At 70.2% G+C, this 26842-nt stretch carries 16 protein-coding genes and 1 riboswitch; of the genes, 9 read left to right on the forward strand and 7 right to left on the reverse strand.

Translation table 11 applies throughout. The features are described 5' to 3' along the window. The first annotated feature begins 115 nt into the window (after positions 1–115). The 3 genes from LMJ29_RS04375 (at position 116) to ligB (ending at position 5331) form a co-directional block, all read left to right on the forward strand. Positions 116–1930 (forward strand): sensor histidine kinase, encoded by a 1815-nt coding sequence (locus LMJ29_RS04375; RefSeq protein WP_229604288.1) that lies wholly within the window; start codon positions 116–118, stop codon positions 1928–1930. Next, positions 1927–3315, forward strand: coding sequence for a sigma-54-dependent transcriptional regulator (locus LMJ29_RS04380; RefSeq protein WP_229604289.1), 1389 nt, complete (start codon positions 1927–1929; stop codon positions 3313–3315). The genes LMJ29_RS04375 and LMJ29_RS04380 overlap by 4 nt, the downstream gene beginning before the upstream one ends. Before the next feature lie 324 nt (positions 3316–3639). Further along, a complete protein-coding gene (gene ligB / locus LMJ29_RS04385; protein ID WP_229604290.1) occupies positions 3640–5331 on the forward strand; it encodes an NAD-dependent DNA ligase LigB in 1692 nt (563 codons plus the stop codon). 101 nt (positions 5332–5432) lie between these two features. Here ligB and LMJ29_RS04390 read toward each other — a convergent pair whose 3' ends face one another. After that, on the reverse strand, positions 5433–5879 hold the full coding sequence (locus LMJ29_RS04390) for a c-type cytochrome (protein WP_229604291.1): 447 nt from the start codon (positions 5877–5879) through the stop codon (positions 5433–5435). 166 nt (positions 5880–6045) lie between these two features. Next, a riboswitch (S-adenosyl-L-homocysteine riboswitch) is annotated at positions 6046–6174 on the forward strand. A 7-nt stretch (positions 6175–6181) separates the two neighbouring features. Here LMJ29_RS04390 and ahcY point away from each other — a divergent pair. From ahcY to LMJ29_RS04405, 3 genes are all read left to right on the forward strand, one after another. Beyond that, the gene (gene ahcY, locus LMJ29_RS04395; protein WP_229604292.1) at positions 6182–7588 is read left to right on the forward strand and encodes an adenosylhomocysteinase; all 1407 of its coding nucleotides are present in this window, start codon (positions 6182–6184) and stop codon (positions 7586–7588) included. Between the two features lie 135 nt (positions 7589–7723). Beyond that, a complete protein-coding gene (gene metF, locus LMJ29_RS04400; protein ID WP_229604293.1) occupies positions 7724–8569 on the forward strand; it encodes a methylenetetrahydrofolate reductase [NAD(P)H] in 846 nt (281 codons plus the stop codon). Between the two features lie 277 nt (positions 8570–8846). Next, positions 8847–10775 (forward strand): DEAD/DEAH box helicase, encoded by a 1929-nt coding sequence (locus LMJ29_RS04405; RefSeq protein WP_229604294.1) that lies wholly within the window; start codon positions 8847–8849, stop codon positions 10773–10775. Between the two features lie 33 nt (positions 10776–10808). Here LMJ29_RS04405 and LMJ29_RS04410 read toward each other — a convergent pair whose 3' ends face one another. Continuing rightward, complete coding sequence (locus LMJ29_RS04410) at positions 10809–11843, reverse strand: amino acid ABC transporter substrate-binding protein (protein ID WP_229604295.1); 1035 nt, start codon at positions 11841–11843, stop codon at positions 10809–10811. Positions 11844–11962: 119 nt separating this feature from the next. On the opposite strand from LMJ29_RS04410, the gene LMJ29_RS04415 reads away from it, so the two are divergent. Continuing rightward, a complete protein-coding gene (locus LMJ29_RS04415) occupies positions 11963–13390 on the forward strand; it encodes a GGDEF domain-containing protein (protein WP_229604296.1) in 1428 nt (475 codons plus the stop codon). A 48-nt stretch (positions 13391–13438) separates the two neighbouring features. Here LMJ29_RS04415 and LMJ29_RS04420 read toward each other — a convergent pair whose 3' ends face one another. Together LMJ29_RS04420 and LMJ29_RS04425 are read right to left on the reverse strand one after the other, a co-directional pair. Continuing rightward, positions 13439–14014, reverse strand: coding sequence for a YceI family protein (locus LMJ29_RS04420; protein WP_229604297.1), 576 nt, complete (start codon positions 14012–14014; stop codon positions 13439–13441). Between the two features lie 33 nt (positions 14015–14047). Next, positions 14048–14602, reverse strand: a complete 555-nt coding sequence (locus LMJ29_RS04425; protein WP_229604298.1) for a cytochrome b — start codon at positions 14600–14602, stop codon at positions 14048–14050. 169 nt (positions 14603–14771) lie between these two features. Here LMJ29_RS04425 and LMJ29_RS04430 point away from each other — a divergent pair, with 169 nt between their 5' ends. Both LMJ29_RS04430 and LMJ29_RS04435 read left to right on the forward strand, forming a co-directional pair. Then, complete coding sequence (locus tag LMJ29_RS04430; RefSeq protein WP_229604299.1) at positions 14772–16175, forward strand: adenosylmethionine--8-amino-7-oxononanoate transaminase; 1404 nt, start codon at positions 14772–14774, stop codon at positions 16173–16175. Between the two features lie 156 nt (positions 16176–16331). Next, complete coding sequence (locus tag LMJ29_RS04435) at positions 16332–17051, forward strand: 16S rRNA (uracil(1498)-N(3))-methyltransferase (protein ID WP_229604300.1); 720 nt, start codon at positions 16332–16334, stop codon at positions 17049–17051. Between the two features lie 73 nt (positions 17052–17124). Here LMJ29_RS04435 and LMJ29_RS04440 read toward each other — a convergent pair whose 3' ends face one another. The 3 genes from LMJ29_RS04440 to LMJ29_RS04450 are packed head-to-tail and all read right to left on the reverse strand — an operon-like array spanning position 17125 to position 26822. Continuing rightward, on the reverse strand, positions 17125–17601 hold the full coding sequence (locus tag LMJ29_RS04440) for a chemotaxis protein CheW (RefSeq protein ID WP_229604301.1): 477 nt from the start codon (positions 17599–17601) through the stop codon (positions 17125–17127). A 16-nt stretch (positions 17602–17617) separates the two neighbouring features. Continuing rightward, the gene (locus LMJ29_RS04445) at positions 17618–18637 is read right to left on the reverse strand and encodes a chemotaxis protein CheB (RefSeq protein WP_229604302.1); all 1020 of its coding nucleotides are present in this window, start codon (positions 18635–18637) and stop codon (positions 17618–17620) included. Beyond that, positions 18630–26822 (reverse strand): Hpt domain-containing protein, encoded by an 8193-nt coding sequence (locus tag LMJ29_RS04450; protein ID WP_229604303.1) that lies wholly within the window; start codon positions 26820–26822, stop codon positions 18630–18632. The genes LMJ29_RS04445 and LMJ29_RS04450 overlap by 8 nt, the downstream gene beginning before the upstream one ends. Between the last annotated feature and the right edge of the window lie 20 nt (positions 26823–26842).

Consider the following 26842-nt stretch of genomic DNA (forward strand, 5'->3'; position numbering starts at 1 on the left):
ACAGGGACCCGCGCGGTAGCGCCACTGCCCAGCTGCGGCGCTGCGCCGGCCGCCTGTCTGGCCCGGCCGGCCCGGGCGATCCATAATGCCGGCAGACTCCCCGCCGAAAACCACCATGCGCCGCTCCTTCGATCTGCTGTCCCGCCCGCGCTGGCGCACCCTGCTGCTCCTCGCCCTGTTGCTGGCGCCACTGCTGTGGCCGGTCCAGCACCTGGCCACCCGCTACTACCGCGAGCGGGTGGCCGACCAGAACGCGCAGACTCTCGAGCTGTACGTGGCCAACCTGCGCGGCACGCTGCGCCGCTACGAGACCCTGCCGGCCATCCTCGGCGACCTGCCCGCATTGCGCGCTGCCCTGCGCGCGCCCGGCGACGCCGCCACCGTCGATGCCGCCAACCAGCTGCTCGCGCGGCTGAGCGAGCAGAGCGGCGCCGACGTGATCTACCTGATGAATCCGGCGGGGCAGACCCTCGCCACCTCCAACTGGAACGACTTCGACTCCTTCATCGGCCGCAACTTCGCCTTCCGCCCGTACTTCCGCGAGGCGCTGGCCGGCCGCCTCGGCCAGTTCTTCGGCCTCGGCACCACCTCGGCCAAGCGCGGCTACTTCTTCGCCGCGGCGGTGCGCGACGGCCAGGAGGTGCTCGGCGTGCTGGTGGTCAAGGTCGACCTCGACCCCACCGAGACGCTGCTCGGCACCAACCCCGAGCAGTTGCTGGTGACCGACCGCCACGGCGTGGTGATCCTCACCTCGCGCCCGGACTGGCGCTTTCGCGCCACCCGTCCGCTGGACGCCGCCGAGCGCGCCGACATCGCCGCCAACCTGCCCTACCCGACCCAGGAGCCGCAGCCGCTGGCTCTGCCGGCGCAGGACTGGCTGCGCCAGAGCAGCACGCTCGAGGAAACCGGCTGGACGGCGAGCATCCTCGCCCCGCGCAGCCTGGTCGAGCGCCCGGTGCAGAGCGTGATGGCCGTCGCCGGGGCGACCCTGCTCGCCGTGCTGCTGCTCGCCGCGGTGCTGCTGCAGCGCCGCCGCCACCTGTACGAACGCCTGGCCCTCGACGCGCGCACCCGGCGCGAACTGGAGCAGCGGGTGGCCGAGCGCACCGAGGACCTGCTGGCGCTGAACGAGCGGCTCAAGGAGGAGGTGCTGGTGCGCGAACAGGCCCAGCAGGAGCTGGTGCGCGCCCAGGACGAACTGGTCCAGGCCGGCAAGCTGTCGGCGCTGGGCACCATGAGCGCGAGCATCAGCCACGAACTCAACCAGCCGCTGGCGGCGATCCGCAGCTACGCCGACAACGCCGGCGTGCTGCTCGACCACGGCCGCCTCGACGACGCGCGCGGCAACCTCAAGCTGATCAGCGAGCTGACCGCGCGCATGGCCTCGATCATCAGCCATCTCAAGGCCTTCGCCCGCCGCGACCGCAAGGCGCCGGAGACCGTGGCGCTGCAGCCGGCCCTCGACGACGCCCTGGCGCTGCTCGCCCAGCGCCGCCGCGCCCTGGAGGTGGAGCTGCTGCGCGATCTGCCCGATGCCACGCTGTGGGTGCAGGCCGGCGAGACGCGCCTGCGCCAGGTGCTCGGCAACCTGCTGGCCAACGCCCTCGACTCCCTCGCCGAGCGCGCGCCGCCGCGGCGCCTGTGGCTCAGCGCGCAGACCCTGGCCGACGGGCGGATCAGCCTCTCCCTGCGCGACAATGGCCCGGGCTTCACCGCCGAGGCGCTGGCGCGCGCCCGCGAACCCTTCTTCACCACCAAGACCACCGCGCGCGGCCTGGGCCTGGGCCTGGCGATCTGCGACAGCCTGATCCGCGCCCTCGGCGGCGAGCTGCTGCTGGGCAACCATGCCGATGGCGGCGCGCTGGTCACCCTCAACCTGCTGCCGGCCAGCGCCGGCCCCGGCACCCAGTCCCCGGAGGATCATCCATGAGTTCCGCGCCCAGCGTCGCCGCCACCACCGAAGTCCTGCTGGTCGACGACGATCCGCACCTGCGCCAGGCGCTCGCCCAGACCCTCGACCTGGCCGGCCTCAAGGTCGAGGTGCGCGGCGACGCCCGCGGCCTGACCGAGGCGCTGCCGGCGGACTGGCCGGGCGTGGTGGTCAGCGACATCCGCATGCCCGGCCTCGACGGCCTGCAGCTGCTCGAGCAGCTGCGCGGCCGCGACGCCGAATTGCCGGTGATCCTCATCACCGGCCACGGCGACGTGCCGCTGGCGGTGCAGGCGATGCGCGCCGGCGCCTGGGACTTTCTCGAGAAGCCGTTCCCCAGCGATACCCTGCTCGACGGCGTGCGCCGGGCCCTGGCGATGCGCCGCCTGGTCCTGGAGAACCGCCAGCTGCGCCAGACGCTGTCCGGCCGCGATGCCCTGGAGGGCCGCCTGATCGGCCTGTCGCCGGGCCTGGTGCGCCTGCGCCAGCAGGTCGCCGCGCTGGCCGGAACCAGCGCCGACGTGCTCATCCTCGGCGAGACCGGCAGCGGCAAGGAGGTGGTGGCGCGCGCCCTGCACGACCTGTCGGCGCGCCGCGACGGCCCGTTCGTGGCGATCAACGCCGGCGCGCTGGCCGAGTCGGTGGTGGAGAGCGAGCTGTTCGGCCACGAGGCCGGCGCCTTCACCGGCGCCAGCAAGCGGCGCATCGGCAAGTTCGAGTACGCCAACGGCGGCACGCTGTTCCTCGACGAGATCGAGAGCATGAGCCTCGACGTGCAGGTCAAGCTGCTGCGCCTCTTGCAGGAGCGGGTGGTTGAGCGCCTCGGCTCCAATCAGCTGATCCCGCTGGACATCCGCATCATCGCGGCGACCAAGGAGGACCTGCGCCAGGCCGCCGACCAGGGCCGCTTCCGCGCCGACCTCTACTACCGTCTCAACGTCGCGCCGCTGCGTATCCCGCCCTTGCGCGAGCGCGGCGACGACGTGCTGCTGCTGTTCCGCCACTTCGGCGCCCTGGCCGCGCAGCGCCACGGCCTGCCGCTGCGCGAGCCGGACCCCGGCGAGCGCGCCGCGTTGCTCGGCCACGCCTGGCCGGGCAACGTGCGCGAGCTGCAGAACGCCGCCGAGCGCTTCGCCCTGGGGCTGGATCTCGGCCTCGATGGCAGCGCGGCGCTACCGCCGCTGCCGACCGAAGGCAACCTGGCGGCGCGCGTCGAGGCCTTCGAGCGCAGTCTGATCGCCGCCGAACTGGCCCTCGGCCACACCTCGCTGCGCAGCCTGGCCGAGGCCCTCGGCGTGCCGCGCAAGACCCTGCACGACAAGCTGCGCAAGCATGGCCTGGGCCTTGGCGAAGGGAGCGGAAATCCCCAGGACGAGCTGGATTGAGGCGGCCGGACTTTCGCTAAGCCCGGCGCGCGCCCGGAAACGGGAGGCGCTGCTGCCGGGCCGGGCTACAGGGCGGGGGCCAAGGCCCGGTCTGCATGACCTGGCGGAACACCGGCGCCACCAGGTCCTGGCTCGCCCGGGCCCTGCCGAACTGGCTGGGGACAAGCTGATCGCAGCCCCCTTGCGCTGGTAAGGCGTTCGCCCCGTCTCCCGTCGGAGTTTCTTCGTCCGACGAAGGGCGCGCGGTTCCGCGACCCGGCGCACAGCCGACCCGCCCTGCCGCCGCTAAGCTGCCGTCTCCCTCGAGCAAGGACGCTCACCCCCATGCCTCGCCGCCCTCTGCGCGCGCGGGCCGCCGCCGTCCTGGCGCTGGCCCTGCTGCTGCCTACCCTCGCCCACGCCGACTGCCCCGACTGGTCCGAATCCCGTGCCGCCCGCGAGGTGCAGATCCTCGCCGCACGGATCGAAGGCTGGGACACCGCCTATCACCGCGACGGCCAGAGCCCCATCGACGACAGTCTCTACGACCAGGCGCGCGCACGCCTCGCGCAGTGGAACCAGTGCTTTCCGGCCCTGGCCTGCGAACCCCAGGCCCTCGCCGCCGCGGCCGGCCCGCTAGCCCATCCGGTGGCGCACACCGGCCTGGCCAAGCTCGACGACACGGCGGCGGTGGAAGCCTGGGTCGCCGGGCAGAGCGACCTGTGGGTGCAGCCCAAGGTCGACGGCGTGGCGGTCAGCCTGGTCTACGAGGACGGCCGGCTGGTCCGGGCGATCAGCCGCGGCGACGGCCGCCATGGCCAGGACTGGACCGCCAACGCGCGGCGCATCGCCGCCATCCCTGCGCGCCTGGACAGCGGCCCCGGTCGCCTGGTGCTGCAGGGCGAGCTGTACTGGCGGCTCGACCGGCACGTGCAGGCCGAACACGGCGGCGCCGGTGCGCGCGCCAGAGTCGCCGGCCTGCTGGCCCGCCAGGCGCTGAGCGAGGCGGACGGCCAGCGCATCGGCCTGTTCGTCTGGGAGTGGCCGGAAGGCCCGGCGGCGATGACCGAGCGCCTGGCCGGCCTGCGCCGGCTCGGCTTCGACAGTCCGGACTACACCCAGGAGGTCACCCATGCCGACGACATCGCCCGCTGGCGCGAGCACTGGTATCGGCAGGAGCTGCCGTTCGCCAGCGACGGCATCGTCATCCGCCACGGACAGCGCCCGCCGGCCACCCGCTGGCGCGCCGAGCCGCCCTACTGGGCGGTCGCCTGGAAGTACCCGGCCGAGCAGGCACTGGCCGAGGTACGCCAGGTGGAGTTCCGCATCGGGCGCAGCGGACGCATCACCCCGCTGCTGCACCTCGAGCCGGTGGAGCTGGACGGCCGGCGCATCGCCCGGGTCAGCGTCGGCTCGCTCAGGCGCTGGCGCGCGCTGGACATCCGCCCCGGCGATCAGGTGGCGGTGCGCCTCGCCGGCCAGACCATCCCGCACCTCGACGGAATGGTCTGGCAGGGCAGCGAACGCCCGCCGCTGCCGGTGCCGGATCCGGCGCGTCATCATTCCCTGAGTTGCTGGCGGGCCAGCGAGGCGGACTGCGCCGGGCAGTTCCAGGCCCGTCTGGCTTGGCTGGGCGGACGCCAGGGACTGGCACTGGAGGGCGTCGGCCCGGCCACCTGGCGATCCCTGCAGGAGGCGGGGCTGGTCGACGACCTGCTCGACTGGCTGGCGCTGGAGCAAGATCGGCTGGCCGCCCTGCCGGTCTTCGGCCCGGCGCGCGCCGCCAAACTGTGGCGCAGCCTGCAGACGGCCCGCCAACGACCGTTCCACACCTGGCTGCGCGCCCTCGGCCTGCCGCCGGCCGGGCGCACCCAACTGGCGGAGGACTGGGCGACGCTGGCCGCCCGTGCGGCGGCCGACTGGCAGGCCGCGGGCGCCAGCGCGAAGCAGGCCCGGCAGTTGCAGGCGTTCTTCAGCCATCCGCAGGTGGGCGAGCTGCGCAGGCAGCTGCAGGCGGCGGGCGTGGCGGGGTTCTGAGCGCTTGAGGGGCGATGTCCCCTGGCGCCCTTTGCAGGCGCCTTCGGGGCAAGGCGGACAGCGGTCATTCGGCGTGGCGATCGGCGCGCCGGGTGCGGCCGTCAGTAGATGCGGAATTCCTCGTGGCAGGCCTTGCAGGCCTTCTCCACGCGGTCGACCGGCGCGGCCAGCGCCTTGGCCTCGAGCGGCTTGGCGGTGCTGGCGACGACCAGCGCGGCGGTGCTGGCCTCGAGGTCGCGGGCCAGTTGCTGGAAGCGCTCCTGGCGTTGCCAGACGTCGTTGCGGGCGCGGCTGTCCTCTTCGCGCACCGCCGGGAAGTGCTGCCAGGGCTCATGCGACAGCGCATCGAGCTTGGCCGCGCCGGCGACGAAGCGCTGCTCGTCGAAGGTGATACGCCCGCGCAGCATGCCGCCGAGGTCCTCGCTGGTCCTCAGCATCTCCTTGAACAGCGCCTGGCGCTTGCCCAGCGGCGAGTTGGGATCGACGCGGTCGCAGGCGGTCAGGGTCAGGCCGCACAGGGCCAGCAGCAGCAGCTTTCGAACAGTCATGGCTAGATCTCGCAGGGCACAAAGCGCGCGACAGTATCCGCGCATCGCCGGCCGCGGCCAAGCCCGCAGAGCGTGTCCGGTCGCCGCACGACACGGAAAACTTGGGCGCAGCCGCATGCGCCGCTATAATCGCCCCTCCTTGCGGCCCCGCGCCGCAACCCGCCACCTGTCCGAGGGGCGCTGCAGCAGGCGTTGCGCCGGTCCTCCACCGGCCGCCTGTCAGGCTCGGACGGCTGTCGTTCCGGCTGGCCGCCTCCTGCGCCGCCGCTTCTGACTTCAACGGCGCCCATTCGCATACACGAATGGAGATACGCATGAGCGCTGCTTTTGCCGACTACAAGGTTGCCGACATTGCCCTGGCCGACTGGGGCCGTCGCGAGATCATCATCGCCGAGTCCGAGATGCCGGCGCTGATGGGCCTGCGCCGCAAGTACGCCGCGGAACAGCCGCTGGCCGGCGCGAAGATCCTCGGCTGCATCCACATGACCATCCAGACCGCGGTGCTGATCGAGACCCTGGTCGCCCTCGGTGCCGAAGTGCGCTGGTCGTCCTGCAACATCTTCTCCACCCAGGACCAGGCCGCGGCCGCCATCGCCGCCGCCGGCATCCCGGTGTTCGCCTGGAAGGGCGAGACCGAGGAGGAGTACGAGTGGTGCATCGAGCAGACCATCCTCAAGGATGGCGAGCCGTGGGACGCCAACATGGTGCTGGACGACGGCGGCGACCTGACCCAGATCCTCCACGCCAAGTACCCGCAGATGCTGGACAAGATCCACGGCATCACCGAGGAAACCACCACCGGCGTGCACCGCCTGCTCGACATGCTCAAGGCCGGCACCCTGAAAGTCCCGGCGATCAACGTCAACGACTCGGTGACCAAGAGCAAGAACGACAACAAGTACGGCTGCCGCCACAGCCTCAACGACGCCATCAAGCGCGGCACCGACCACCTGCTGTCGGGCAAGCAGGCGCTGGTGATCGGCTACGGCGACGTGGGCAAGGGCTCGGCGCAGTCGCTGCGCCAGGAAGGCATGATCGTCAAGGTTTCCGAGATCGACCCGATCTGCGCCATGCAGGCCTGCATGGACGGCTTCGAGGTGGTTTCCCCCTACCTGAACGGCGAGAACGACGGCAGCGAAGCCAGCATCGACAAGGCCCTGCTCGGCAAGATCGACCTGATCGTCACCACCACCGGCAACGTCAACGTCTGCGACGCCAACATGCTCAAGGCGCTGAAGAAGCGCGCAGTGGTGTGCAACATCGGCCACTTCGACAACGAGATCGACACCGCCTTCATGCGCAAGACCTGGGCCTGGGAAGAGGTCAAGCCGCAGGTGCACAAGATCCACCGCACCGGCGCCGGCCAGTTCGATCCGCTCAACGACGACTACCTGATCCTGCTCGCCGAAGGCCGCCTGGTGAACCTGGGCAACGCCACCGGCCACCCCAGCCGGATCATGGACGGCTCGTTCGCCAACCAGGTGCTGGCGCAGATCCACCTCTACGGCGCGAAGTTCGCCGACCTGCCGGCCGCCGCCAAGGCCGCGCGCCTGGCCGTCGAAGTGCTGCCCAAGAAGCTCGACGAGGAAGTGGCGCTGGAGATGGTCAAGGGCTTCGGTGGCGTGGTCACCCGCCTGACCGGCAAGCAGGCCGAGTACATCGGCGTCGCTGCCGACGGCCCGTTCAAGCCGGACAGCTATCGTTACTGATCGTAGGGTGGGCGCGGCCGCAGGCCGTCACCCACCGACCGGCCATTCGGCCGGCAATGGGGATGCCTGCCGGCATCCCTGGCGGGTTGCGCCGCGGTGCGGCCAACCCTCCCTGCGCATTCAAGGACCCATTCCATGTCCCAGGAACGCCGCTACAGCTTCGAGTTCTTCCCCTGCAAGACCGAAGCCGGGCATGAAAAACTGCTGAACGTGGCCCGCCAGCTGGCCGGCTACAACCCCGATTTCTTCTCCTGCACCTACGGCGCCGGCGGCTCGACCCGCGACCGCACGCTGAACACCGTGCTGCAGCTCGACGGCGAGGTGAAGGTGCCGACTGCGCCGCACCTGTCCTGCGTCGGCGACAGCAAGGCCGAGCTGCGCGAGCTGCTGACCACCTACAAGGATGCCGGCATCCAGCGCATCGTCGCCCTGCGCGGCGACCTGCCCTCGGGCATGGGCCTGGCCAACGGCGAGCTGCGCCACGCCAACGAGCTGGTCGAGTTCATCCGCGCGGAAACCGGCGACCACTTCCACATCGAGGTGGCCGCCTATCCGGAAGTGCACCCGCAGGCGCGCAGTTTCGAGGATGATCTGCTCAACTTCGTGCGCAAGGCCAAGGCCGGCGCCGACAGCGCGATCACCCAGTACTTCTTCAACGCCGACTGCTATTTCTATTTTGTGGAACGCGTGCGCAAACTGGGTGTCGAAACCCCGATCGTCCCGGGTATCATGCCGATCACCAACTACAGCAAGCTGGCGCGTTTCTCCGACGCCTGCGGCGCAGAGCTGCCGCGCTGGGTGCGCAAGCAGCTGGAGGCCTACGGCGACGATCTGGAGAGCATCCAGGCGTTCGGCGAGCAGGTGGTCACCGAGATGTGCGAGAAGCTGCTCGCCGGCGGCGCGCCGGGGCTGCACTTCTACACCCTGAACCAGGCCGAACCGAGCCTGGCAATCTGGAACAACCTCAAGCTGCCCCGCTAAGGGACGGCACACGCCGCGGCCAACGGTCGCTCGTGCACTGAGAACGAGCCCTCCGGCTCAGGGAGCCTGCCCGCGCGCCGCGCGGACGGCTTCTCCCAACGCTACGGACCTCCGTCCAGACCACCGCCCGGCGCAGGGCGATGGCCGTCGGGCGGGGGCGCGGGCCAGTTCCGCGCCCTGTTCGCAGCCGATGATGATGCGCGCGGGATCCACCGGCCGGTAGCCGGGTCGATCCCCCCCGAGTCGGCGGGTTGCCGACGTGAAACAGGAACCCCGCATGTCCTTTACTTCCCTCGGTCTCTCCGAGGCCCTGGCCGGCGCCGTCGAAGCCGCCGGCTACGCCCAGCCCACTCCGGTGCAGCAACGCGCCATTCCCGCCGTCCTGCAGGGCCGCGACCTGATGGTCGCCGCGCAGACCGGCACCGGCAAGACCGGCGGCTTCGCCCTGCCGGTGCTCGAACTGCTGTTCCCGGGCGGCCATCCCGACCGCGAACACCGCCACGCCGCCAAGCAGCCGCGCGTGCTGGTCCTGACCCCGACCCGCGAGCTGGCCGCCCAGGTGCACGACAGCTTCAAGGTCTACGCCCGCGACCTGCCGCTGAAAAGCGCCTGCATCTTCGGCGGCGTCGGCATGAATCCGCAGGTCCAGGCGGTGGCCAAGGGCCTCGACGTGCTGGTCGCCTGCCCCGGCCGCCTGCTCGACCTGGCCAACCAGAAGGCCATCGACCTCGGCCACGTGGAAATCCTCGTCCTCGACGAAGCCGACCGCATGCTCGACATGGGCTTCATCCACGACGTCAAGAAGGTGCTCGCCAAGCTGCCGGCCAAGCGCCAGAACCTGCTGTTCTCGGCGACCTTCTCCAAGGACATCACCGACCTCGCCGGCAAGCTGCTGCACAACCCCGAGCGCATCGAGGTCACCCCGCCGAACACCACGGTGGAGCGCATCGAGCAGCGCATGTTCCGCATCGCCGCCACCCAGAAGCGCGCCCTGCTCGCCCACCTGGTGACCGTCGGCGCCTGGGAGCAGGTGCTGGTGTTCACCCGCACCAAGCACGGCGCCAACCGCCTGGCCGAGTACCTGTGCAAGCAGGGCCTGCCGGCCGCCGCGATCCACGGCAACAAGAGCCAGAACGCGCGCACCAAGGCACTGGCCGACTTCAAGGCCAACGCCGTGCGCATCCTGGTGGCCACCGACATCGCTGCCCGCGGCCTGGACATCGACCAGCTGCCGCACGTGGTCAACTACGAGCTGCCCAACGTCGAGGAAGACTACGTCCACCGCATCGGCCGCACCGGCCGCGCCGGGCGCAGCGGCGAGGCGATCTCGCTGGTGGCCCCGGACGAGGACAAGCTGCTCAAGGCCATCGAGCGGCTGACCAAGCAGCGCATCCCCGAAGGCGACATGCAGGGCTTCGACCCCAGCCAGGTGGTGGACAACGCGCCGGCCGACAGCGACGAGCGCCCGCCGCGCCAGGGCCGTGGCCACGGCCGCAAGGACCTGCCGCAGGAGCGCAAGGAGCGCCCGGCACGCGCCGCCAAGGCCGAGAAGAGCGAGTCCGGCGAGAACGCCGCCAAGCCGGCCCGCGGCGAGCGCAGCGCCAAGCCGGCGCGTGGCGAAAAGACCGACAAGGCGCAGGCCAAGCCGGCCCGCGGCGAGCGCCAGCGCGGCGACAAGGCCGGCCAGAGCGCCCAGGGCGGCGACAAGGGCCGCAACCGTCGTGACGGCCAGAGCCAAGGGCAGGGTCAGGGCCAGCGTCGCGGCAAGGCGGCGGTCCAAACGGCGCCCGGCGAGCTGCCGCTGCCGGCGCGTGCCGACCGCGACCCGGAGGCCTTCCTCGACGACGACTACGACAACTTCGGCAACAGCGTCGACTACGTCAGCCCCTACCAGGGCAAGAAGCAGGGCCGCGGCGGCCGTGGCCAGGGTGGCGGCAACCGCAACCAGGGCGGCCAGCAGGGCAATCGCGGCGGCAACGCCAATCGTGCCGCCCGCGACATCGGCCAGCGCGCCCGCGACAGCCTGCTGCGCGAGCCGCCGCTGCGCGAACCGGCCGCCGTACGCAGTCCCCGCGACACCCAGCCGGTGATCGTGCACAAGCCCTCGCGCCTCGATCGTCTGCCCACCGCCGAGCAGCTCGACCAGCTCGAGCAGGACAGCCGCCCGCGCAGCGAGAAGCCGGCGCTGCTGACCCGCAACAAGTGAGTCGACGCCCCGCCGCCCGCGGCGGGGTTCCCCTCAGCGCAGCGGCGGCGGGAAGAACAGCCCGCCGTCGCGCCACAGCCGATTGAAGCCGCGCGGCAGACCCAGCGCCGAACCCTTGCCCAGGTTGCGCTCGTAGATCTGCGCGTAGTTGCCGACTTGCGCCAGCACCTGGCGCGCCCAGTCGTCCTCGAGGCCCAGCGCCTGTCCCAGTCCCGGTACGCGTCCGGCCAGCGCCAGCTGCTCGTGGCCGGCCTCACTGCCGAGCGCGCCTAGGTTGTCCGCGCCCAAGCCGTGCAATTCGCCCAGCTGGGTGACGTTGATCGTCCAGCGCACCAGGTTGAACCAGCGTTCGTCGCCGGCCGCCACGTAGGGGCCGAGCGGCTCGCGCGACAGCGACTCGTCGAGCAGACGCCAGCGCGCGGGATCGGCGATGCGGCTGGCGCGCGCGGCGGCCAGCTCCGAACGGTCGCCGCTGACCAGTTCGCAGTCGCGGCGCAGGAAGCGGTTGAGGCGCTCCTCGGTCTGCGCCGCCAGCAGCGGGCGCAGGTCGAGACCGCGGCTGCGCGAGACGTCGTCGAGGTTGGCCGCCGTGGTGGTGCCGGCCTGCACGCAGACGCTGCGTCCGCGGGCATCCTCCAGGCGGCGCACCGGGCTGTCGGCCCACACCATCAGCGCCTGGCCGTCGAAGAAGGTCGGCGCGACGAAGCGCACTCCCAGCTCGAGGTCGCGGGCGTAGGTCCAGGTGGCCATGCCGAAGGCGATGTCCACCTCGCCACGCACCAATGCCTTGAACTTGTTGGCGGTGTTGATCCGTTCGATCTCCACCGCCTCGCCGCTGCCCAGCACCGCCGCCGCCACCGCGCGGCAGAAGTCGACGTCGAAGCCGGCGGGACGCCCGTTGGCGTCGATGCCGCCGAAGCCCGGCGTGCCGTCCACCGCGCAGCGCAGGACACCGCGCGCCTGCACCTGCGCCAGGGTATCCGCCGCCGCGCTGCCCGCTGCCGTCCCCAAGCCGAGCAGCACCACCGCGCCTGCCCATACCCTCGCCCTGCTCCGTGTCGTCCGCATGTCCTGGCCTCCTGGCTGGGCGGCCGCCGGCACGGCCGCATGTGGCCATATGCTAGCATTTCGCTATAAGCCTTCTGCCAGAACGACGCCCGGCCCGCGCCCGGCGTCCGGAGATCCCCATGACCGAGCCAGCCCCGCGTCTTCGCGGCAGCGTGCGCGCCCGCCTGCGCCGCTTTTCCTGGCTGATGCTCGGCGTGGTGCTGCTGGCCATCCTCAGCCTGCTGGTCAGCCAGTTCTGGCTGGAGCGCACCAGCCTGCGCCTGCAGCGCTCGCTGCTGCCGCACTGGCAGACCGCGCAGCAGCTGAACACCGACACCCGCGCCCTCGCCGCCCAGGCCGCCCGCCTGCCGCTGGCGCTCGGCGAGGGCGAGCTGGACACCCTGCTCATGCAGGTGGAAAGCCGCCTGACGCTGCTCGACGAGGACCTCGACCGCCTGTTCCGCCATACCGGCGAGAGCCGCGATGTCGCCAGCCTGCGCCAGGCCGTCGCGCAACTGCACACCACCATCGCCCGTGCCGGCGCGGTCACCCGCCAGCGCATCGCCGTGGAGGCCGCTGCGCGCGATGCCGCGGGCAGTCGGCAGAGCGATGCCCTGCGGCGGATGGAGCGCGACCTGGCGCGGCTGCTGGACGAGCAGACGGTGGTGCTGACCAGCTACGCCAGCGCGCTGGCCAGCGACGCCGACCGTCTGCTGCTGGCCCAGCGCAACGAGTTCGCCCTCAAGCACTGGCTGCAGACCCTGCTGATCCTGCTCGCCGGCCTGACCATCGCCATCCTGCTGGTGGCCCAGTCCAACCTGCTTGAGCGCCAGCTGCTGCAACGCATCGACGCCCTGCGGCGCAGCATGCTGAGCGGCGCGATCGACGCGCGGCTGCTGAGCGGCGACGGGCGCGGCGACGAGCTCGACGCCATGCAGGCCGAACTGGCGCGCCTGCTCGGCCGCCTGACCCAGCAGAACCTGGCCCTCGAGCAGTTGGCCACCACCGACCCGCTGACCGGCCTGGCCAACCGTCGGCGCCTGTTCGAGCTGCTGGAATACGAGATGGCGCGCCAGCGGCGGACGCCGCGAGCGCTGTCGCTGCTGCTGATCGACATCGACCACTTCAAGCGGGTCAACGACAGCTGGGGGCACAACGCGGGCGACCGGGTGTTGCTCGGTCTCGCCAAGGTCCTGCTGAGCGGCCTGCGCCAGGCCGACCTGACGGCCCGTTACGGGGGGGAGGAGTTTCTCGTGGTGCTGCCGGACACCAACGCCGCCGGCGCGCTGGCGGTGGCCGAACTGATCCGCCAGCGGGTCGCGGCCAGTCAGCTGTCGCTGGCGGAGGGGCAGACCCTGCAGCTCACCGTCAGCATCGGCGCCGCCACCCTGCAGGGCGAGGAGAGCATCGCCAGCCTGATCGACCGCGCCGACCGCGCCCTGTATCAGGCCAAACATCAGGGGCGCAATCGGGTATGCAGCCTGGCCGCGGAGGAAACCGCTGCGTCGGGCGCCGCTGCGTCGGGCAAGGCCGTCGCCGACGACGGCCTGCCGCCGGGTGGCCACTAACCGTCGGCTCGGCGCTGGCGCCCAGCCCGGCCGGTGGCCGCTCGCGTGTTACTGGCGGACGCCTTCGACCGAGATGATCAGCTCCACTTCCTGGGAAGCCGGGCCGAGGTCCTTCTGGATGTCGAAGTCCTTCAGGGCGAGCTTGGTGCTGCCCTGGAAGCCGGCGCGGTAGCCGCCCCACGGGTCCTTGCCTTCGCCGATGAACTTGGCGGCGATCACCACCGGCTTGGTCACGCCGTTGAGGGTCAGGTTACCGGTGATGTCGGCGGTACCCTCACCGGTGGATTTCACGCTGGTGGACTCGAAGGTCGCGGTCGGGTGCTTGGCGACGTTCAGGAAGTCGCCGCTGCGCAGGTGCTTGTCGCGCTCGGCGTGGTTGGAGTCGACGCTGGCGGTCTGCAGTTCGACCTTGACCTTGCTGGCTTCCGGCTTGGCGGCGTCGAAGCTGAAGGAGCCGTCGAAGTCGTTGAAGGTGCCGTACAGCCAGCTGTAGCCGAGGTGGCTGATCTTGAAGTTGACGAAGGCGTGCTGGCCTTCCTTGTCGATCTTGTAGTCGGCGGCCATGGCCTGCGCGCCGAACAGCAGGGAACCGAGGCTCAGGGCCAGGAGGGATTTCTTCAGCATGGAAAGACTCCGTTGCAGTTGAGTGCGTGAAGGTCAGTCGCGCGCCTGGCCGAGCATGCGGACCAGGGTGGCGTCGCGATCGATGAAGTGATGCTTGAGGGCCGCCAGGGCGTGCAGCACGGCCAGGCCGACCAATCCCCAGGCCAGCCAGCGGTGCACGACCCCGGCGACATCTTCCTGGTTGGGCAGGCCGCTCAGGGTCGCCGGCACGGCGAACCAGCCGAACACCTCGATGGCGCGGCCATCGGCGGTGGAGATCAGGTAGCCGGAGAGCATCAGGGCGAACAGGCCGAGGTACAGCAGGCCGTGCGCCAGCGCCGAGCCACGACGGGTCAGCGCGCCATGATTGGCCGGTGCGGCGGGCGGCGGGCTGAGCAGACGCCAGCCCACACGCAGCAGCATGGCGAAGAACAGCAGGATGCCGATGCTCTTGTGCAGTGCGGGGCCGGTGCGATACCAGCTGCTGTAGTAGTCGAGACCGACCATCCACAGGCCGAGACCGAACAGGCCGAACACGGCCAGAGCCACGCCCCAGTGCAGGAGGATGCTGAGCAGCCCGTAGCGGTGGGGGGAGTTGCGCCATTGCATGAGAAAGCTTCCCGTTAAAAGCGTGGAGGAAAGACTATCAACAAACCCATCGGGTTAAAGCGGAATTTCTGGTTCAAAACAATTCAATTGCTCGATGGGTCGTTGGTCCTGCCCATGCCCTCGCGACGGGGCTAAACTGTGCGACCTGACCGTTCGAGGAGCGTCGCCGATGAGCCGCAATCAACAGTGGATGGAGCGCGACCTGGCCGTGCTCTGGCACCCCTGCACGCAGATGAAGGATCACGAGCAGTTGCCGCTGATCCCGATCCGCTCAGGCTCCGGCGTGTGGCTGGAGGACTTCGACGGCAGGCGCTACCTGGATGCGGTCAGCTCCTGGTGGGTCAACGTGTTCGGCCACGCCAACCCGCGCATCAACGCGCGCATCCGCCAGCAGCTCGACAGCCTCGAGCACGTGATGCTCGCGGGCTTCAGCCACCAGCCGGTGATCGAGCTGTCCGAACGCCTGGTGGCGCTCACCCCGCCGGGGCTCGACCGGGTGTTCTACGCCGACAACGGCTCCTCGGGCATCGAGGTGGCGCTGAAGATGAGCTTCCACTACTGGCGCAACGCCGGCCGCGACGGCAAGCAGCGCTTCGTCACCCTGACCAACAGCTATCACGGCGAGACCGTGGCGGCCATGTCGGTGGGCGACGTGGCTCTCTTCACCGACACCTACAAGCCGCTGCTGCTGGACACCTTCAAGGTGCCCAGCCCCGACTGCTACCTGCGCCCGGAGGGAGTGAGCTGGGAGGAGCATTCGCGGACCATGTTCGCCCACATGGAGCGGACCCTCGCCGAGCATCATGCCGAGATCGCCGCGGTGATCGTTGAGCCGCTGATCCAGGGCGCCGGCGGCATGCGCATGTACCATCCGATCTACCTCAAGCTGTTGCGCGAGGCCTGCGACCGCTATCAGGTGCACCTGATCCACGACGAAATCGCCGTCGGCTTCGGCCGCACCGGGACCATGTTCGCCTGCGAGCAGGCCGGCATCACCCCGGACTTCCTGGTGCTGTCCAAGGCGCTCACTGGCGGCTACCTGCCGATGGCCGCGGTACTGACCAGCGACGACGTCTACCAGGCGTTCTACGCCGACTACGCTACCCTGCGCGCGTTCCTGCACTCGCACACCTATACCGGCAACCCGCTGGCCTGCGCCGCCGCCCTGGCGACCCTGGAGATCTTCGAGCAGGACAACGTTATCGAGAACAACAAGGCGCTGGCCGCGCGCATGGCTCGCGCCACCGCCCACCTCGCGGACCACCCGCACGTCGCCGAGGTGCGCCAGACCGGCATGGCGCTGGCCATCGAGATGGTCGCCGACAAGGCGAGCAAGACCCCCTACCCCTGGCAGGAGCGCCGCGGCCTCGCGGTCTACCAGCACGCCCTGGCGCGCGGTGCGCTGCTGCGCCCGCTGGGCAGCGTGGTGTACTTCCTGCCGCCCTACGTGATCAGCGAGGAGGAGATCGACTTCCTCGCCACGGTGGCCAGCGAGGGCATCGATCTGGCCACCCGCGAGGCGGTCGGCCCGCTGGCGACGGGCGGCCCGCGCAGCTTCCACGATCCGGGCTGACGGACCGGCGGGATTACTCCGCCGGCACGGCCGCCTCCGCTGTGCAGACGACCTGCCGGTTTCTCGCGTCCGCACAGCAATCGCAGCGAGAGCCTCCAGCGCGAGGCGCCGGCAGGTTAAGCTTGCGCCCCGTCATCCACAGCCAGCGTTCCCGTCATGCGCCTGTCCCGCTTCTTCATCGATGCCCCCCTGTCCCTCGGTCGCCAGCAGCTGCCCGAGGCGCAGGCCCACTACATCGGCCGCGTGCTGCGGCTCGCCGTCGGCGACGCCGTGCAGCTGTTCGACGGCAGCGGCCACGAATACCGCGGCGCCCTGGTCGAGGTGGGCAAGAAGAGCGTAGAGGTGGAGCTGCACGAGCAACTGGCTGGGTTGGCCGAGTCGCCGCTGCGCATCCACCTCGGCCAGGGCCTGTCGCGCGGCGAGCGCATGGACTGGGCGATCCAGAAGGCCACCGAGCTGGGGGTGGCGGAAATCACCCCGATCGTCAGCGAACGCTGCGAGGTGCGCCTCAAGGACGAGCGCGCCGACAAGCGCCTGGCCCACTGGCGACAGATCGCCATCAGCGCCTGCGAACAGTGCGGCCGTTCGGTGCTGCCGACCATCCATGCGCCACTCGGCCTCGCCGACTGGCTGGCGCAGACCGAGGCGGAGCTGAAGCTGGTGCTGCATCCGGTGGCCTCGCCACTGAGCGGCCACGCGCGGCCGGCCACCCTGGCCTTTCTGATCGGCCCCGAGGGCGGTCTGGGCGACGCCGAGGTGGCCGCGGCGCAGCGCGCCGGCTACCAGGCCGCGCGCCTCGGTCCGCGCGTGCTGCGCACCGAAACCGCGCCGGTGGTGGCGCTCAGTGTGGCGCAGCAGCTGTGGGGCGACTTCTGAGCTGACGCTCGCCCAGGCCCGCAAACGCAACAGGCCCGCCGAGGCGGGCCTGTGGTCGGCTAACGGCAGCGGCTCAGATCAGGCCGATATCCGCCAGGCGTTGCTCGACGGCGATCAGGTCGGGGATACGCGCCACCATGCCCTCGACCAGCGCCGACTCCATCTCCAGCGCCGCCAGCGGCGCGCCGGCGGGGGCCAGGCTGGCATCCAGCTTGTACGGGCGCGGAATGCCCTGCACCAGCAGGGCGAAGAACTTCAGGTGCGCACGGCCACCGATGGCGTTGATCACCGCGATGCGCGCGCCGGCCGCCGGCTCGGGCGCGGCCACACCGCTGGACAGGGTCTCGAACGACAGCAGCGGCAGGCGCAGGTCGCGCCAGCTGATGTCGCCCAGGTACCACTCGGGCGCACCGGACTGCGTCTCGACCGGGCGCAGGTTGATCAACTCGGCCAGGGCCACGCTGGGCAGCAACAGGGTGCGGTCGCTGAGAGGCAGCAGCAGGCTGCTGAGGGCTTTCACCGTGCTGCCGGCAACGGGGGCTTGACTCATTGGGGACTCCCGGAAATCACTTGTCGTACTGCTCGGCCAGACGCGTCACCAGCGCCTCGGCCAGCTCGCGCGGCGTCGCACTGAGGGTGCTGTAACCGCCATCGCGCAGGCTGTCGGGCATGCTCGGGCAGGCGCAGCTGTCGCCCTTCTGGGTCCAGATCAAGCCACCCTGGCGGCGCACGTAGGCGGCGGCGGCACTGCCGTCGCTGCCCATGCCGCTGAAGGCGATGACCCCGCAGCAGGAGGGGAAGTGCTGGGCCAGGTTGAGCATCATCTGGTCGATCGACGGGCTGTAGGGCTCCGGCCAGGGCCGTGGCAGGATGCGCATGCGGCTGTCCTCGTCGAAGGACAGCTCCTGGCTGATCGGCGCCACCACCACCTCGCCGCAGCGCACCCGATCGCCGTCGCGCGCCAGGTTGACCGGCCACTGGCTATGGCGGCCGACCGCCTGCGGCAGGCGCTGCTCGAACGAGGGATCGATGTGCTGGGCGTAGACGAAGCCCAGCGGCAAGCCGGCCGGCAAGGCGTCGAGGAACTCCTTGACCGCCTGCGGCCCACCCAGCGATGCCGCCAGCAGCCACACCTGGCGCGCCGGCTGGCCGGCGCTGCCGGTGGCCGCCAGGGCGTCCGGCAGGCGCAGCTGCGAAGGGGTCTGGCCCTGCTGCAGGAGGGCCTCCAGGCTTGGCCCGACCGCCCGTGCCGGGTCGCCGACCAGGCGCTTGAGCTTGCCGACCAGGCGCCGCTCCCAGCGTGGGTAGTGCTCGGAACTGCGCTCCGGCGCCTGGCCCTCGCCGAACAGCACTGGCGCGCTGGCCCGCTCGAGAAGCAGGTCGATCAGCGGGGAATCCTCCATCTGCGCCAGATCGACCAGCCACAGATCGGGACTGCACTCCTCCAGTTGCGCATCGTCCAGCCGCTGCGGATCGCAGTTGAGCAGGACCTGATAACCGTTGGCCTGCAGGGTCTGCTGCAGCACGTGGCGCTGCAGCGAAGTATCGGCGATGACCGCGACGCGGCCGCTGCTACGTTCACTCATGGCGCTTCACCAACTGCTGGATGTGTTCGAGCAGCACCGCTTCCTGATAGGGCTTGCCGAGGTACTGGTTGACGCCGATGCCGAGGGCGCGTTCGCGGTGTTTCTCGCCGGTACGCGAGGTGATCATGATGATCGGCAGATCCTTGAGGCGTTCGTCGTGACGTACCAGGGTGGCCACCTCGAAGCCGTCCATGCGCGGCATCTCGATGTCCAGCAGCATGACGTCCGGCAGCACCTCCTGCAGCTGGGCGATGGCGTCGACCCCGTCCTTGGCGGTGACCACCTCCATGCCGTTGCGTTCCAGCAGGCGCGTGGTCACCTTGCGCACGGTGACCGAGTCGTCGACCACCATGACCAGCGGCGGGCGCTGCTGGTCGGCCGTCTCGGCGACCGGGCGCGCTGCGCCGGCATGCCGCGGCAGTTGCTGGGCATGGCGAGCCCGCAGGGTGGCCAGCAGGTCGAGAATCACCACGACGCGACCATCGCCGAGGATGGTCGCCCCGGAGATCCCGGACACGCCGGAGAACTGCGCGCCCAGGCTCTTCACCACGATTTCCCGCGAACCGGCCAGGCTGTCCACCTGCACTGCAGTGGCGTATTCCGCCGAGCGCACCAGCACCACCGGCAGCGGCAGGCTCTGGCCGCTGAGCTTGGGATGCTGACCGTTGTTCAGCAGCTCGCCGAGGTACTTGACCTGATATTCCTGCCCCGCATATTCGAAACGCGGGGCGTTGGGCTGATAGTAGGCCTCCAGCTCGAACGGCGAGATCCGTACGATACCTTCCACGGTGTTCAGCGGGATGGCGTACAAGTCCTCGCCGGAGAGCACCATCAGCGCCCGGTTGACCGACACGGTGAACGGCAGGCGGACCAGGAAACGGGTGCCCTGGCCGGGCACCGAGTCGATGGTCACCGTGCCGCCGAGCTGCTTGACCCCGGCGGCCACCACGTCCATACCCACCCCGCGGCCGGAGATCTGGGTGACCTTGGTGGCGGTGGAGAAACCGGCCTCGAGGATGAACTGCAGCACCTCGTAGTCGGAAAGGTCGGCGTCGGCGGTCATCAGGCCGCGTTCCAGGGCCTTGCGGCGCACGGCGGCGATATTCACACCCGCGCCATCGTCGGCCAGGGTCAGCAGAATGTCGCCACCTTCGCGGCTCAGACTCAGGCGGATCGTGCCGACGTCCGGCTTGCCGGCGGCGCGACGCGCCTCCAGGGGCTCGATGCCATGGTCGACGGCGTTGCGCAGCATGTGCTCCAGCGGAGCGACCATGCCTTCCAGCACGCTGCGGTCCATCTCGCCTTCGGCGTTGTGCACCACCAGTTCGATCTGCTTGCCCAGCTCGCCGGCGACCTGACGGACGATGCGGCGCAGGCGCGGCACCAGGCGGTCGAATGGCACCATGCGGGTACGCATCAGACCTTCCTGCAGCTCGGTGTTGACCCGTGCCTGTTGCAGCAACAGGGTTTCCGCGTCGCGGTTACGCGCGGCCAGGGTTTCCTTGAGGTCGAGCAGGTCGGAAGCCGACTCGAACAGCGCGCGCGAGAGCTGCTGCAGCTGCGAGTAGCGGTCCATCTCCAGCGGGTCGAAGTCCTCGTAGCCGGCGCGTTCGCTCTCGGCCTGGTAGCGGGAGAGGATCTGCGCCTGGGTCTCGGTGTCCAAACGGCGCAGCTGGTCGCGCACCCGTTCGATGGTCGCCTCCATCTCGCTTAGGGTGAAGGCGGTGTCGTTGACCTGTTGTTCGACCCGGCCACGGAAGATGGAGGTCTCGCCGGCCAGGTTGACCAGGGCTTCAAGCAATTCGGCCGGAACCTTGACCAGCTCCTGCGGGGCACGACGGGCTTCCGCCTCGGCGGCGGCCTCGCGGGCACGCTGGACGAACGGCAGGATCTTGCGCGGCGCGAGCGGGGTGGTCGGGCTCAGGCGCTGCACCAACGGCGCCAGCCTGAACCGGGGCTCGACGGCCGTCGCGGGCGCTTCCGACAGCGCCGACTCGCCGGGCAGTTGACGCCGCAGCTGCTCCACACCGTCGCGCAGACGCAGGCAACCGTCGCTGAGCGGGGACAACAGGGCCTGCAGCGCGTCGGCGTCGCCGCGCGCGCCGAGCAGACGCTGCTCGAGACTCTCGCTCAGCTCGCCGAAGGGCAGCTGACGCGCCAGGCGGGCGCCACCCTTGAGGGTCTGCAGGGCATGCAGCAGCTCATCGAGCGGCACCACGCCACTGTGCGCCCAGTCGGCCAGCGCCGCCTCCAGGCTGTCGAGCAGTTCGCCGACCTCCTCGAGGAACAGGGACAATACATCCCTGTCGTCCAACTCGGGGGCGTGATAGACGCTCGGCTCGAACTCGGTTTCGCTGCTGGCGAGCGGCTCCTCCACCACCTCGACCGGCAGCGGCTCGGCCTCCACCGCAGTCTCCTGCGCCTGGACCGGCAGCCCCAGGCTGCTGGCCTGCAACTCGTCGCGGGCGAGCTGTGCCTGCTGGCGGAAGGCGCGGATGGCGCCGATCTGCGCAGTCGCATCGGCGAGCGCCGCACCATCGCGCAGGGCTTCCAGCATCAGGGTCAGCCGATCGTGGCAGTCGTGCAGCAGACCGAACAGCGCCGGCGCGGCCTGCAGGCGACCGTCGCCGAGGCCTTCGTACAGGTACTCCAATTCGTGGGCCAGATCGCCCACTTCGCCGATCTCGGCCATGCGTGCGCCACCCTTGAGGGTGTGCAGGTCACGCTGCAGGCCCTCCAGACCGGTGCTACCGGCCCCGGCATCGATCCAGCGTTCCAGCGCCTCGCCGGCCGACTCGAGGATATCGAAGCCTTCCTCGAGGAAGATCTCCACCAGCTCCGGATCGCGCTCGACCACCTCCTCGCGCGGCAGAGCCGGAGCGAGCGCCGCAGGTGCAACCAACGGCTGCATGGTGGGCGCGGCCGTGGCTTCGGCTTCGGCTTCGGCTTCGGCTTCGGCTTCGGCTTCGGCTTCGGCTTCGGCTTCGGCTTCGGCTTCGGCTTCGGCTTCGGCTTCGGCTTCGGCTTCGGCTTCGGCTTCGGCTTCGGCTTCGGCTTCAGGATGCGGCGCGCTTGCAGCCAGGGGCAACTCCTCCGGCACGCCCTGGCGCAGGGCGCGCATCTGCGTGAGCAGTGCACCGGCGGCGGTCAGCGGCAGGCCGAGCTGCAGCTCTTCCGCCTGGCGGGCCAGCAGGTCATGCCCCTCATGCAGCAGGCGGGCGAAGGCGGGCGCCATCGCGAAGCGGCCGTCGGTCAGGCCTTCGTAGATCGATTCGAGTTCGTGGGCGAGGTCGCCGATGGCCCGCACCCCGGCCATGCGCGCCCCACCCTTGAGGGTATGCAGGTCGCGCTGCAGGGAAGCCAAAGCCGCGCGATCCTGCGGGGAGGCCAACCACTGCTCGAGGGCCAGGGCGGCACTTTCCAGAATATCGCCGGCCTCTTCCAGGAAGATTTCCACCATCTCCGGATCGAACGCTTCCTCGGTCACGGCCGGAGCAGGCGCGAACGGCGCCGGCTCGGGCTCGGCGCTGGCCTCGAAAGCGGGTACGAAATCGCGAGCGGTTTCGGGCGACTCGAGCGGGGCCGCCGGATCGGCCAGCAGCCAGTCGAGGGAGGCATCGGACTCCGCAGACGATGACTGCGGCGCCTCGGCCTGAGGCTCAAGCAGCCACTCGCTCGGCACCGCCTCGGAGACGGCAAACGGTTGCTCGACCGATGGCTCATCCGCCAGGACGAAGTCACTCAGGAGCTCGTCCTCGACAGGCGCGGCGCTGGCGTCAGCTTTAAGCGGGGAGGACTGTGGCGCCTCGGCCTGAGGCTCAACCAGCCACTCGCTCGGCACCGCCTCGGAGACGGCGAACGGTTGCGCGGTCGACGGCTCATCCGCCAGGACGAAGTCGCTCAGGAATTCGTCCTCGACAGGCGCGGCGCTGGCGTCGGCTTCAAGCGAGGAGGATTGCGGGGTCTCGGCCTGAGGCTCAACCAGCCACTCGCTCGGCACCGCCTCGGAGACGGCGAACGGTTGCGCGGTCGACGGCTCATCCGCCAGGACGAAGTCGCTCAGGAGTTCGTCCTCGACAGGCGCGGCGCTGGCGTCGGCCTCAAGCGGGGAGGACTGCGGCGTCTCGGTCTGAGGCTCAACCAGCCACTCGCTCGGCACCGCCTCGGAGGCAGCGACCGGTTGCGCGACTGACGGCTCATCCGTCAGAACGAAGTCGCTCAGGAATTCGTCCTCGACAGGCGCGGCGCTGGCGTCGGCTTCAAGCGAGGAGGATTGCGGGGTCTCGACCTGAGGCTCAACCAGCCACTCGCTCGGCACCGCCTCGGAGGCAGCGACCGGTTGCGCGACCGACGGCTCATCCGTCAGAACGAAGTCGCTAAGGGCCTCGTCCTCGGCAGGCGCCGCCTCCGGCCCCTCGCTGAGCAGCCAGGCCAGCGAAGGATCGACACCGCTGTCGGCCGGCGCCACGGGGGCGACGTCCGACGCCGGTTCGGCCGCGAACTCGGCCAACGGCAGGAACTCGAAGTCCGCCGCAGCATCATTGGCTTCCCCCTGGGTGGCGGACAACGCCGGCGCGGTATCCAGCGGCAGCCAATCGGCGGACAGATCGAACTCTGCCGGAGCATCGCCGCCAGACGAAACGACGGGCTCCGGAATGGTCGCGTCGTCCGGCAGCATCAGGGATTCGCGGGACTCGGTTGCGTCCTCCTCGCTCGCCGCCAGGCTTGGGCTGTCCACTTGGGCCGCGCCTTCCGGTGCAGGCCAGTCCAGCGACAGTTCGGTCTCGACTGCCAACGGCGCATCGACAAGTTGTTCCGGCTCAGCCGGTGTCGGCGCCAGGGCGATGGCCTGGCTGAGCAGGCGCTCCAGCGCCTGGACCCGCTCCGGCTGCGGACTGACCTCCAGTGCGGCAGCCACCTGATCCATCATGCCGATCAAGGCTTCGTGAGCGGCCTCGACTTCGCGGAAGAAGGTCTCGTCGACCACCAGTCGCGATTCGCCCACCGCGGTGTAGATCGCCAGCAGGGCGCTGCACAGCACCTCGACCTGCGGCAGCTCGGCATGCCGTGCGCCATGGCCCAGGCTGGTCAGTTCCGTGCGCAGGGCTTCCAGCTCCTCGCGCTCGGCCGGATGACCGCGCCAGCGGGCGAGCAGTTCGTCGGCGTCGAGCAGGATGTCCATGCCTTCGGCGAGGAACTGACTGATCAGCTTGGGATCGCGCTTGGCCTGGCTGCGCCAGCTGGCTTCCGCCGCCGCCAACTGCTCCTGGTGCAGTTGCTGCACGCGGGCCAGCAGCTCGATGCTACCCGGCAGACTGGTCAGGGGCGCCTTGCCCAGTCCCTGCAGACCCTGCCGCAACAGGCGCTCGGCATCGCGCAGCAGCTCGACCATCGCAAGGCCAACCGGGATCAGGTTGGTCTTGAACTCCTTGAGCAGCTTCTCCAGCGGCGCCGCCACCTCGGCAATCGGCTGGATGCCGGCCATGTAGGCGCTGCCCTTGAGGGTGTGCAACGAACGCTGCAGCTCGTCGGTGACCGGCTGCGGCAATTCGCGCTCGCAGGCAGCGAGGAAGCGCGCCAAGGCCTCGAGATGGGCGTCGGCCTCGGTAGAGAACACCTCGAGGAGCACCGGGTCGAGCAGCTCTCCCTCCGCCACGCAGGCCTCGGCCTCGAGCGGGGCATCGACCGCCGTCGCGACCGGCGCCACTTCGGGCTGCGCGGCGGCGGCAGTGGGCAGTGGCTCGCCTCTGGACAGCGCGTGGGCTGCCGCCGCCAAATGGTCGACGTCGTCGCGCTGGCGCTGCGCCTTGGCGGCATACTCCTCGACCAGTGCCGGCAGCAATGCCACCACATCGGCGATCAGCTGCAGCAACGGTGCATCGGCCTCGATGCTGCGATCGATGACCCGGTTGAGCATGTTCTCGATCGACCAGGCCAGTTCACCGATGATCAGGGCGCGGACCATACGGCCGCTGCCCTTGAGGGTGTGGAAGGCCCGGCGGACTTCGGTCAGCGCTTCACGGTTGGTGACATTGGCCGACCATTGCGGCAGATATTCGTTGATGGTCTCGAGGACCTCGCCGGCCTCCTCGATGAAGACTTCCTGCAGGTCTTCGTCCACCGGTTCTTCGTCGGCCGGCGGCGGCAGCAGCTGCGGCGGGGCATCCTTGGCCGGCGGATTGATCGCCACCACCGGGGCGGCCATCACCGCGGCCAGGCTGAGCTCGGCCACGGCTTCCACGGGCGGAGCAACCGGCGCCTGGTCGGCCGTGGCGTCCGACGACACCGGCTCGACGACCTCCGGCTCCGTCACCGCTACCTCGACGGCCACTTCGGCGACCGGCGCCAGCGGCGCTGCGGCTTCTGCAGGCTCGGCGACCTCGGCCTGAGGGGCGATTTCGGCCAGGCTCGACACCACGTGCTCGGCCGGAGCCGCAACCGGTTCGGCGGCCATGACCGGGGCGGGCGGCGCCTCGCTCGGCAGGTCGAGAATCGAGCGGGTCGGCTGCAGGCCGTAGCCCAGGGCGGTCAGGCTTTCCTCGGCGACGTCGAGGATCAACTCGCTCTGGGTGGCGGGATCTTCGGCAATTCGCTCCAGGTAATACTCGACGCTGGTCAGGGCGTCGGCCAGGGTATCCAGGCTCTGCCAGCTGGGCACCGCCTGGCGCACCAGCAGCTGCTCGCGAATGTAGCGGCAGCAGGCATCCAGAAGCGCCGCGGCACGGCTCAGCGGAATCATGCCGAGACCACCGCGCACCTGGGTCAGCAGCTCTGGCACGCGGGCCAGGTGCTCGTGATTCCACTGCGAGGCGATGAACTCGATGATGGCGTCCTTGGCCTGCTCGAGACCGGTACGCGCCTCCTTGATCACCATCTGGTGAATCTGCGCCACGTCGGTGGTCGGCAGCAGGCTTTCCTCGGCCCGCTCGCCATCGGCAGGGCCGACCATGCCGGACAGACTCGCCTCGACGAACAGCAGGGCGCCGGCGATATCCATCAGCAGGGCGTCGCTGGCCTGCTGCTGGCCTGCGACCAAACGATCGATCACCCCCAGCTGGTCGGCGATCACCTTGCGCTGCTGGCCGAAGCCGAGCACCGCCAGGGTATCGGCGATCTGCTTGAGCGGGGCCTGCAGCACGGTCAGGGTGTCCAGGCGGCTGCGATCGCCGCGCACGAACAGGTCCAGGCTATCCTTGACCCGCACCAGCTCCTCGCACAGCGCACCGACCACCGAGCGCATGGCATCGCGGTCGGGACCGGCCATACGCGCCCGTTCCTCGTCGACCACCCGGCTGTCGGGCAGTGCGTCGGCCAGCTGGAAGCGCGTCTTCAGCTCGCCGATGCGCCCTTCCTCGCTGGGACTCTTGGCCACGTAGAACAGCATGTGCTTGAGCAACTGGTCGGGGGCAGGCTGGTTGAGGGCCACCACGCCATCGTCGATCAGTCGCTTGAGTTCGCGGTCCACTTCGCGCAGCAAGGTGCGCACGCTGCCGCTGCCGGCGATGCTGCCGGCGAGCAGGCCCTCGACCACACCGGCGGCGACCGCCCACAGCGGGCCGATCGGCGCTGCCGCGCTCAGACTTTCGAGCTTGGCGAACACCTTGGCCAGCAGGCCCAGCTGGGTCTGCGGCTCCTGGTCGCGCATATAGCCGAGCAGCGCCATCTGCAGCATCTGCCGCAGCTTGCGCAGCAGGGCCGGCAGGCCGGCACGCTCGAGGCGATCGAGGGCCGCCTGGGTCAGCGGCGCCGGGCGCGCGGACAAGTCGGGGGCGAACAGGCTGGTCTCCGAGAGCAGCGCCTCGCCGCGCGCGGTGCGCAGATCGTTGAGCAGCGGCAAGACCACCAGCGGCAGGTCGCGGCGGGCACTCTGGATGCGCTCGAGATAGACCGGCAGCTGCAGGATCGCCTGCATCAGCACTTCCAAGGCGTCACCGCGGCTGCCGCGGCCGTCGATCAGGGCCTGCAGCAGCCGCTCCATTTCCTCGGCCAGCAGTGCGGCGCCGTAGAACTCGACCATCTGCAGGGTGCCCTGCACCTGATGGACGTGGTTCAGGCAGAAGCGCAGACGCGTCAGATCCTGCGGGCTCTCGACGAACGCCTCGAGGGCCTGTCGTGCCTGTTTGAGGGTTTCCGCGATTTCGCCTTTGACCCACTCCAGGGCGACATAGTCGTGCCGATCACCCATAGCGACTCCACACATTGATC

Origin of the sequence: Pseudomonas oryzagri, assembly GCF_020831405.1 — a bacterium.
GTDB lineage: Bacteria > Pseudomonadota > Gammaproteobacteria > Pseudomonadales > Pseudomonadaceae > Geopseudomonas > Geopseudomonas oryzagri.

Coding starts and splice junctions, on each gene's coding strand:
- LMJ29_RS04375 (WP_229604288.1), top strand. CDS start 116: ATGCGCCGCTCCTTCGATCTGCTGTCCCGCCCGCGCTGGCGCACCCTG.
- LMJ29_RS04380 (WP_229604289.1), top strand. CDS start 1,927: ATGAGTTCCGCGCCCAGCGTCGCCGCCACCACCGAAGTCCTGCTGGTC.
- ligB (WP_229604290.1), top strand. CDS start 3,640: ATGCCTCGCCGCCCTCTGCGCGCGCGGGCCGCCGCCGTCCTGGCGCTG.
- LMJ29_RS04390 (WP_229604291.1), bottom strand. CDS start 5,879: ATGACTGTTCGAAAGCTGCTGCTGCTGGCCCTGTGCGGCCTGACCCTG.
- ahcY (WP_229604292.1), top strand. CDS start 6,182: ATGGAGATACGCATGAGCGCTGCTTTTGCCGACTACAAGGTTGCCGAC.
- metF (WP_229604293.1), top strand. CDS start 7,724: ATGTCCCAGGAACGCCGCTACAGCTTCGAGTTCTTCCCCTGCAAGACC.
- LMJ29_RS04405 (WP_229604294.1), top strand. CDS start 8,847: ATGTCCTTTACTTCCCTCGGTCTCTCCGAGGCCCTGGCCGGCGCCGTC.
- LMJ29_RS04410 (WP_229604295.1), bottom strand. CDS start 11,843: ATGCGGACGACACGGAGCAGGGCGAGGGTATGGGCAGGCGCGGTGGTG.
- LMJ29_RS04415 (WP_229604296.1), top strand. CDS start 11,963: ATGACCGAGCCAGCCCCGCGTCTTCGCGGCAGCGTGCGCGCCCGCCTG.
- LMJ29_RS04420 (WP_229604297.1), bottom strand. CDS start 14,014: ATGCTGAAGAAATCCCTCCTGGCCCTGAGCCTCGGTTCCCTGCTGTTC.
- LMJ29_RS04425 (WP_229604298.1), bottom strand. CDS start 14,602: ATGCAATGGCGCAACTCCCCCCACCGCTACGGGCTGCTCAGCATCCTC.
- LMJ29_RS04430 (WP_229604299.1), top strand. CDS start 14,772: ATGAGCCGCAATCAACAGTGGATGGAGCGCGACCTGGCCGTGCTCTGG.
- LMJ29_RS04435 (WP_229604300.1), top strand. CDS start 16,332: ATGCGCCTGTCCCGCTTCTTCATCGATGCCCCCCTGTCCCTCGGTCGC.
- LMJ29_RS04440 (WP_229604301.1), bottom strand. CDS start 17,601: ATGAGTCAAGCCCCCGTTGCCGGCAGCACGGTGAAAGCCCTCAGCAGC.
- LMJ29_RS04445 (WP_229604302.1), bottom strand. CDS start 18,637: ATGAGTGAACGTAGCAGCGGCCGCGTCGCGGTCATCGCCGATACTTCG.
- LMJ29_RS04450 (WP_229604303.1), bottom strand. CDS start 26,822: ATGGGTGATCGGCACGACTATGTCGCCCTGGAGTGGGTCAAAGGCGAA.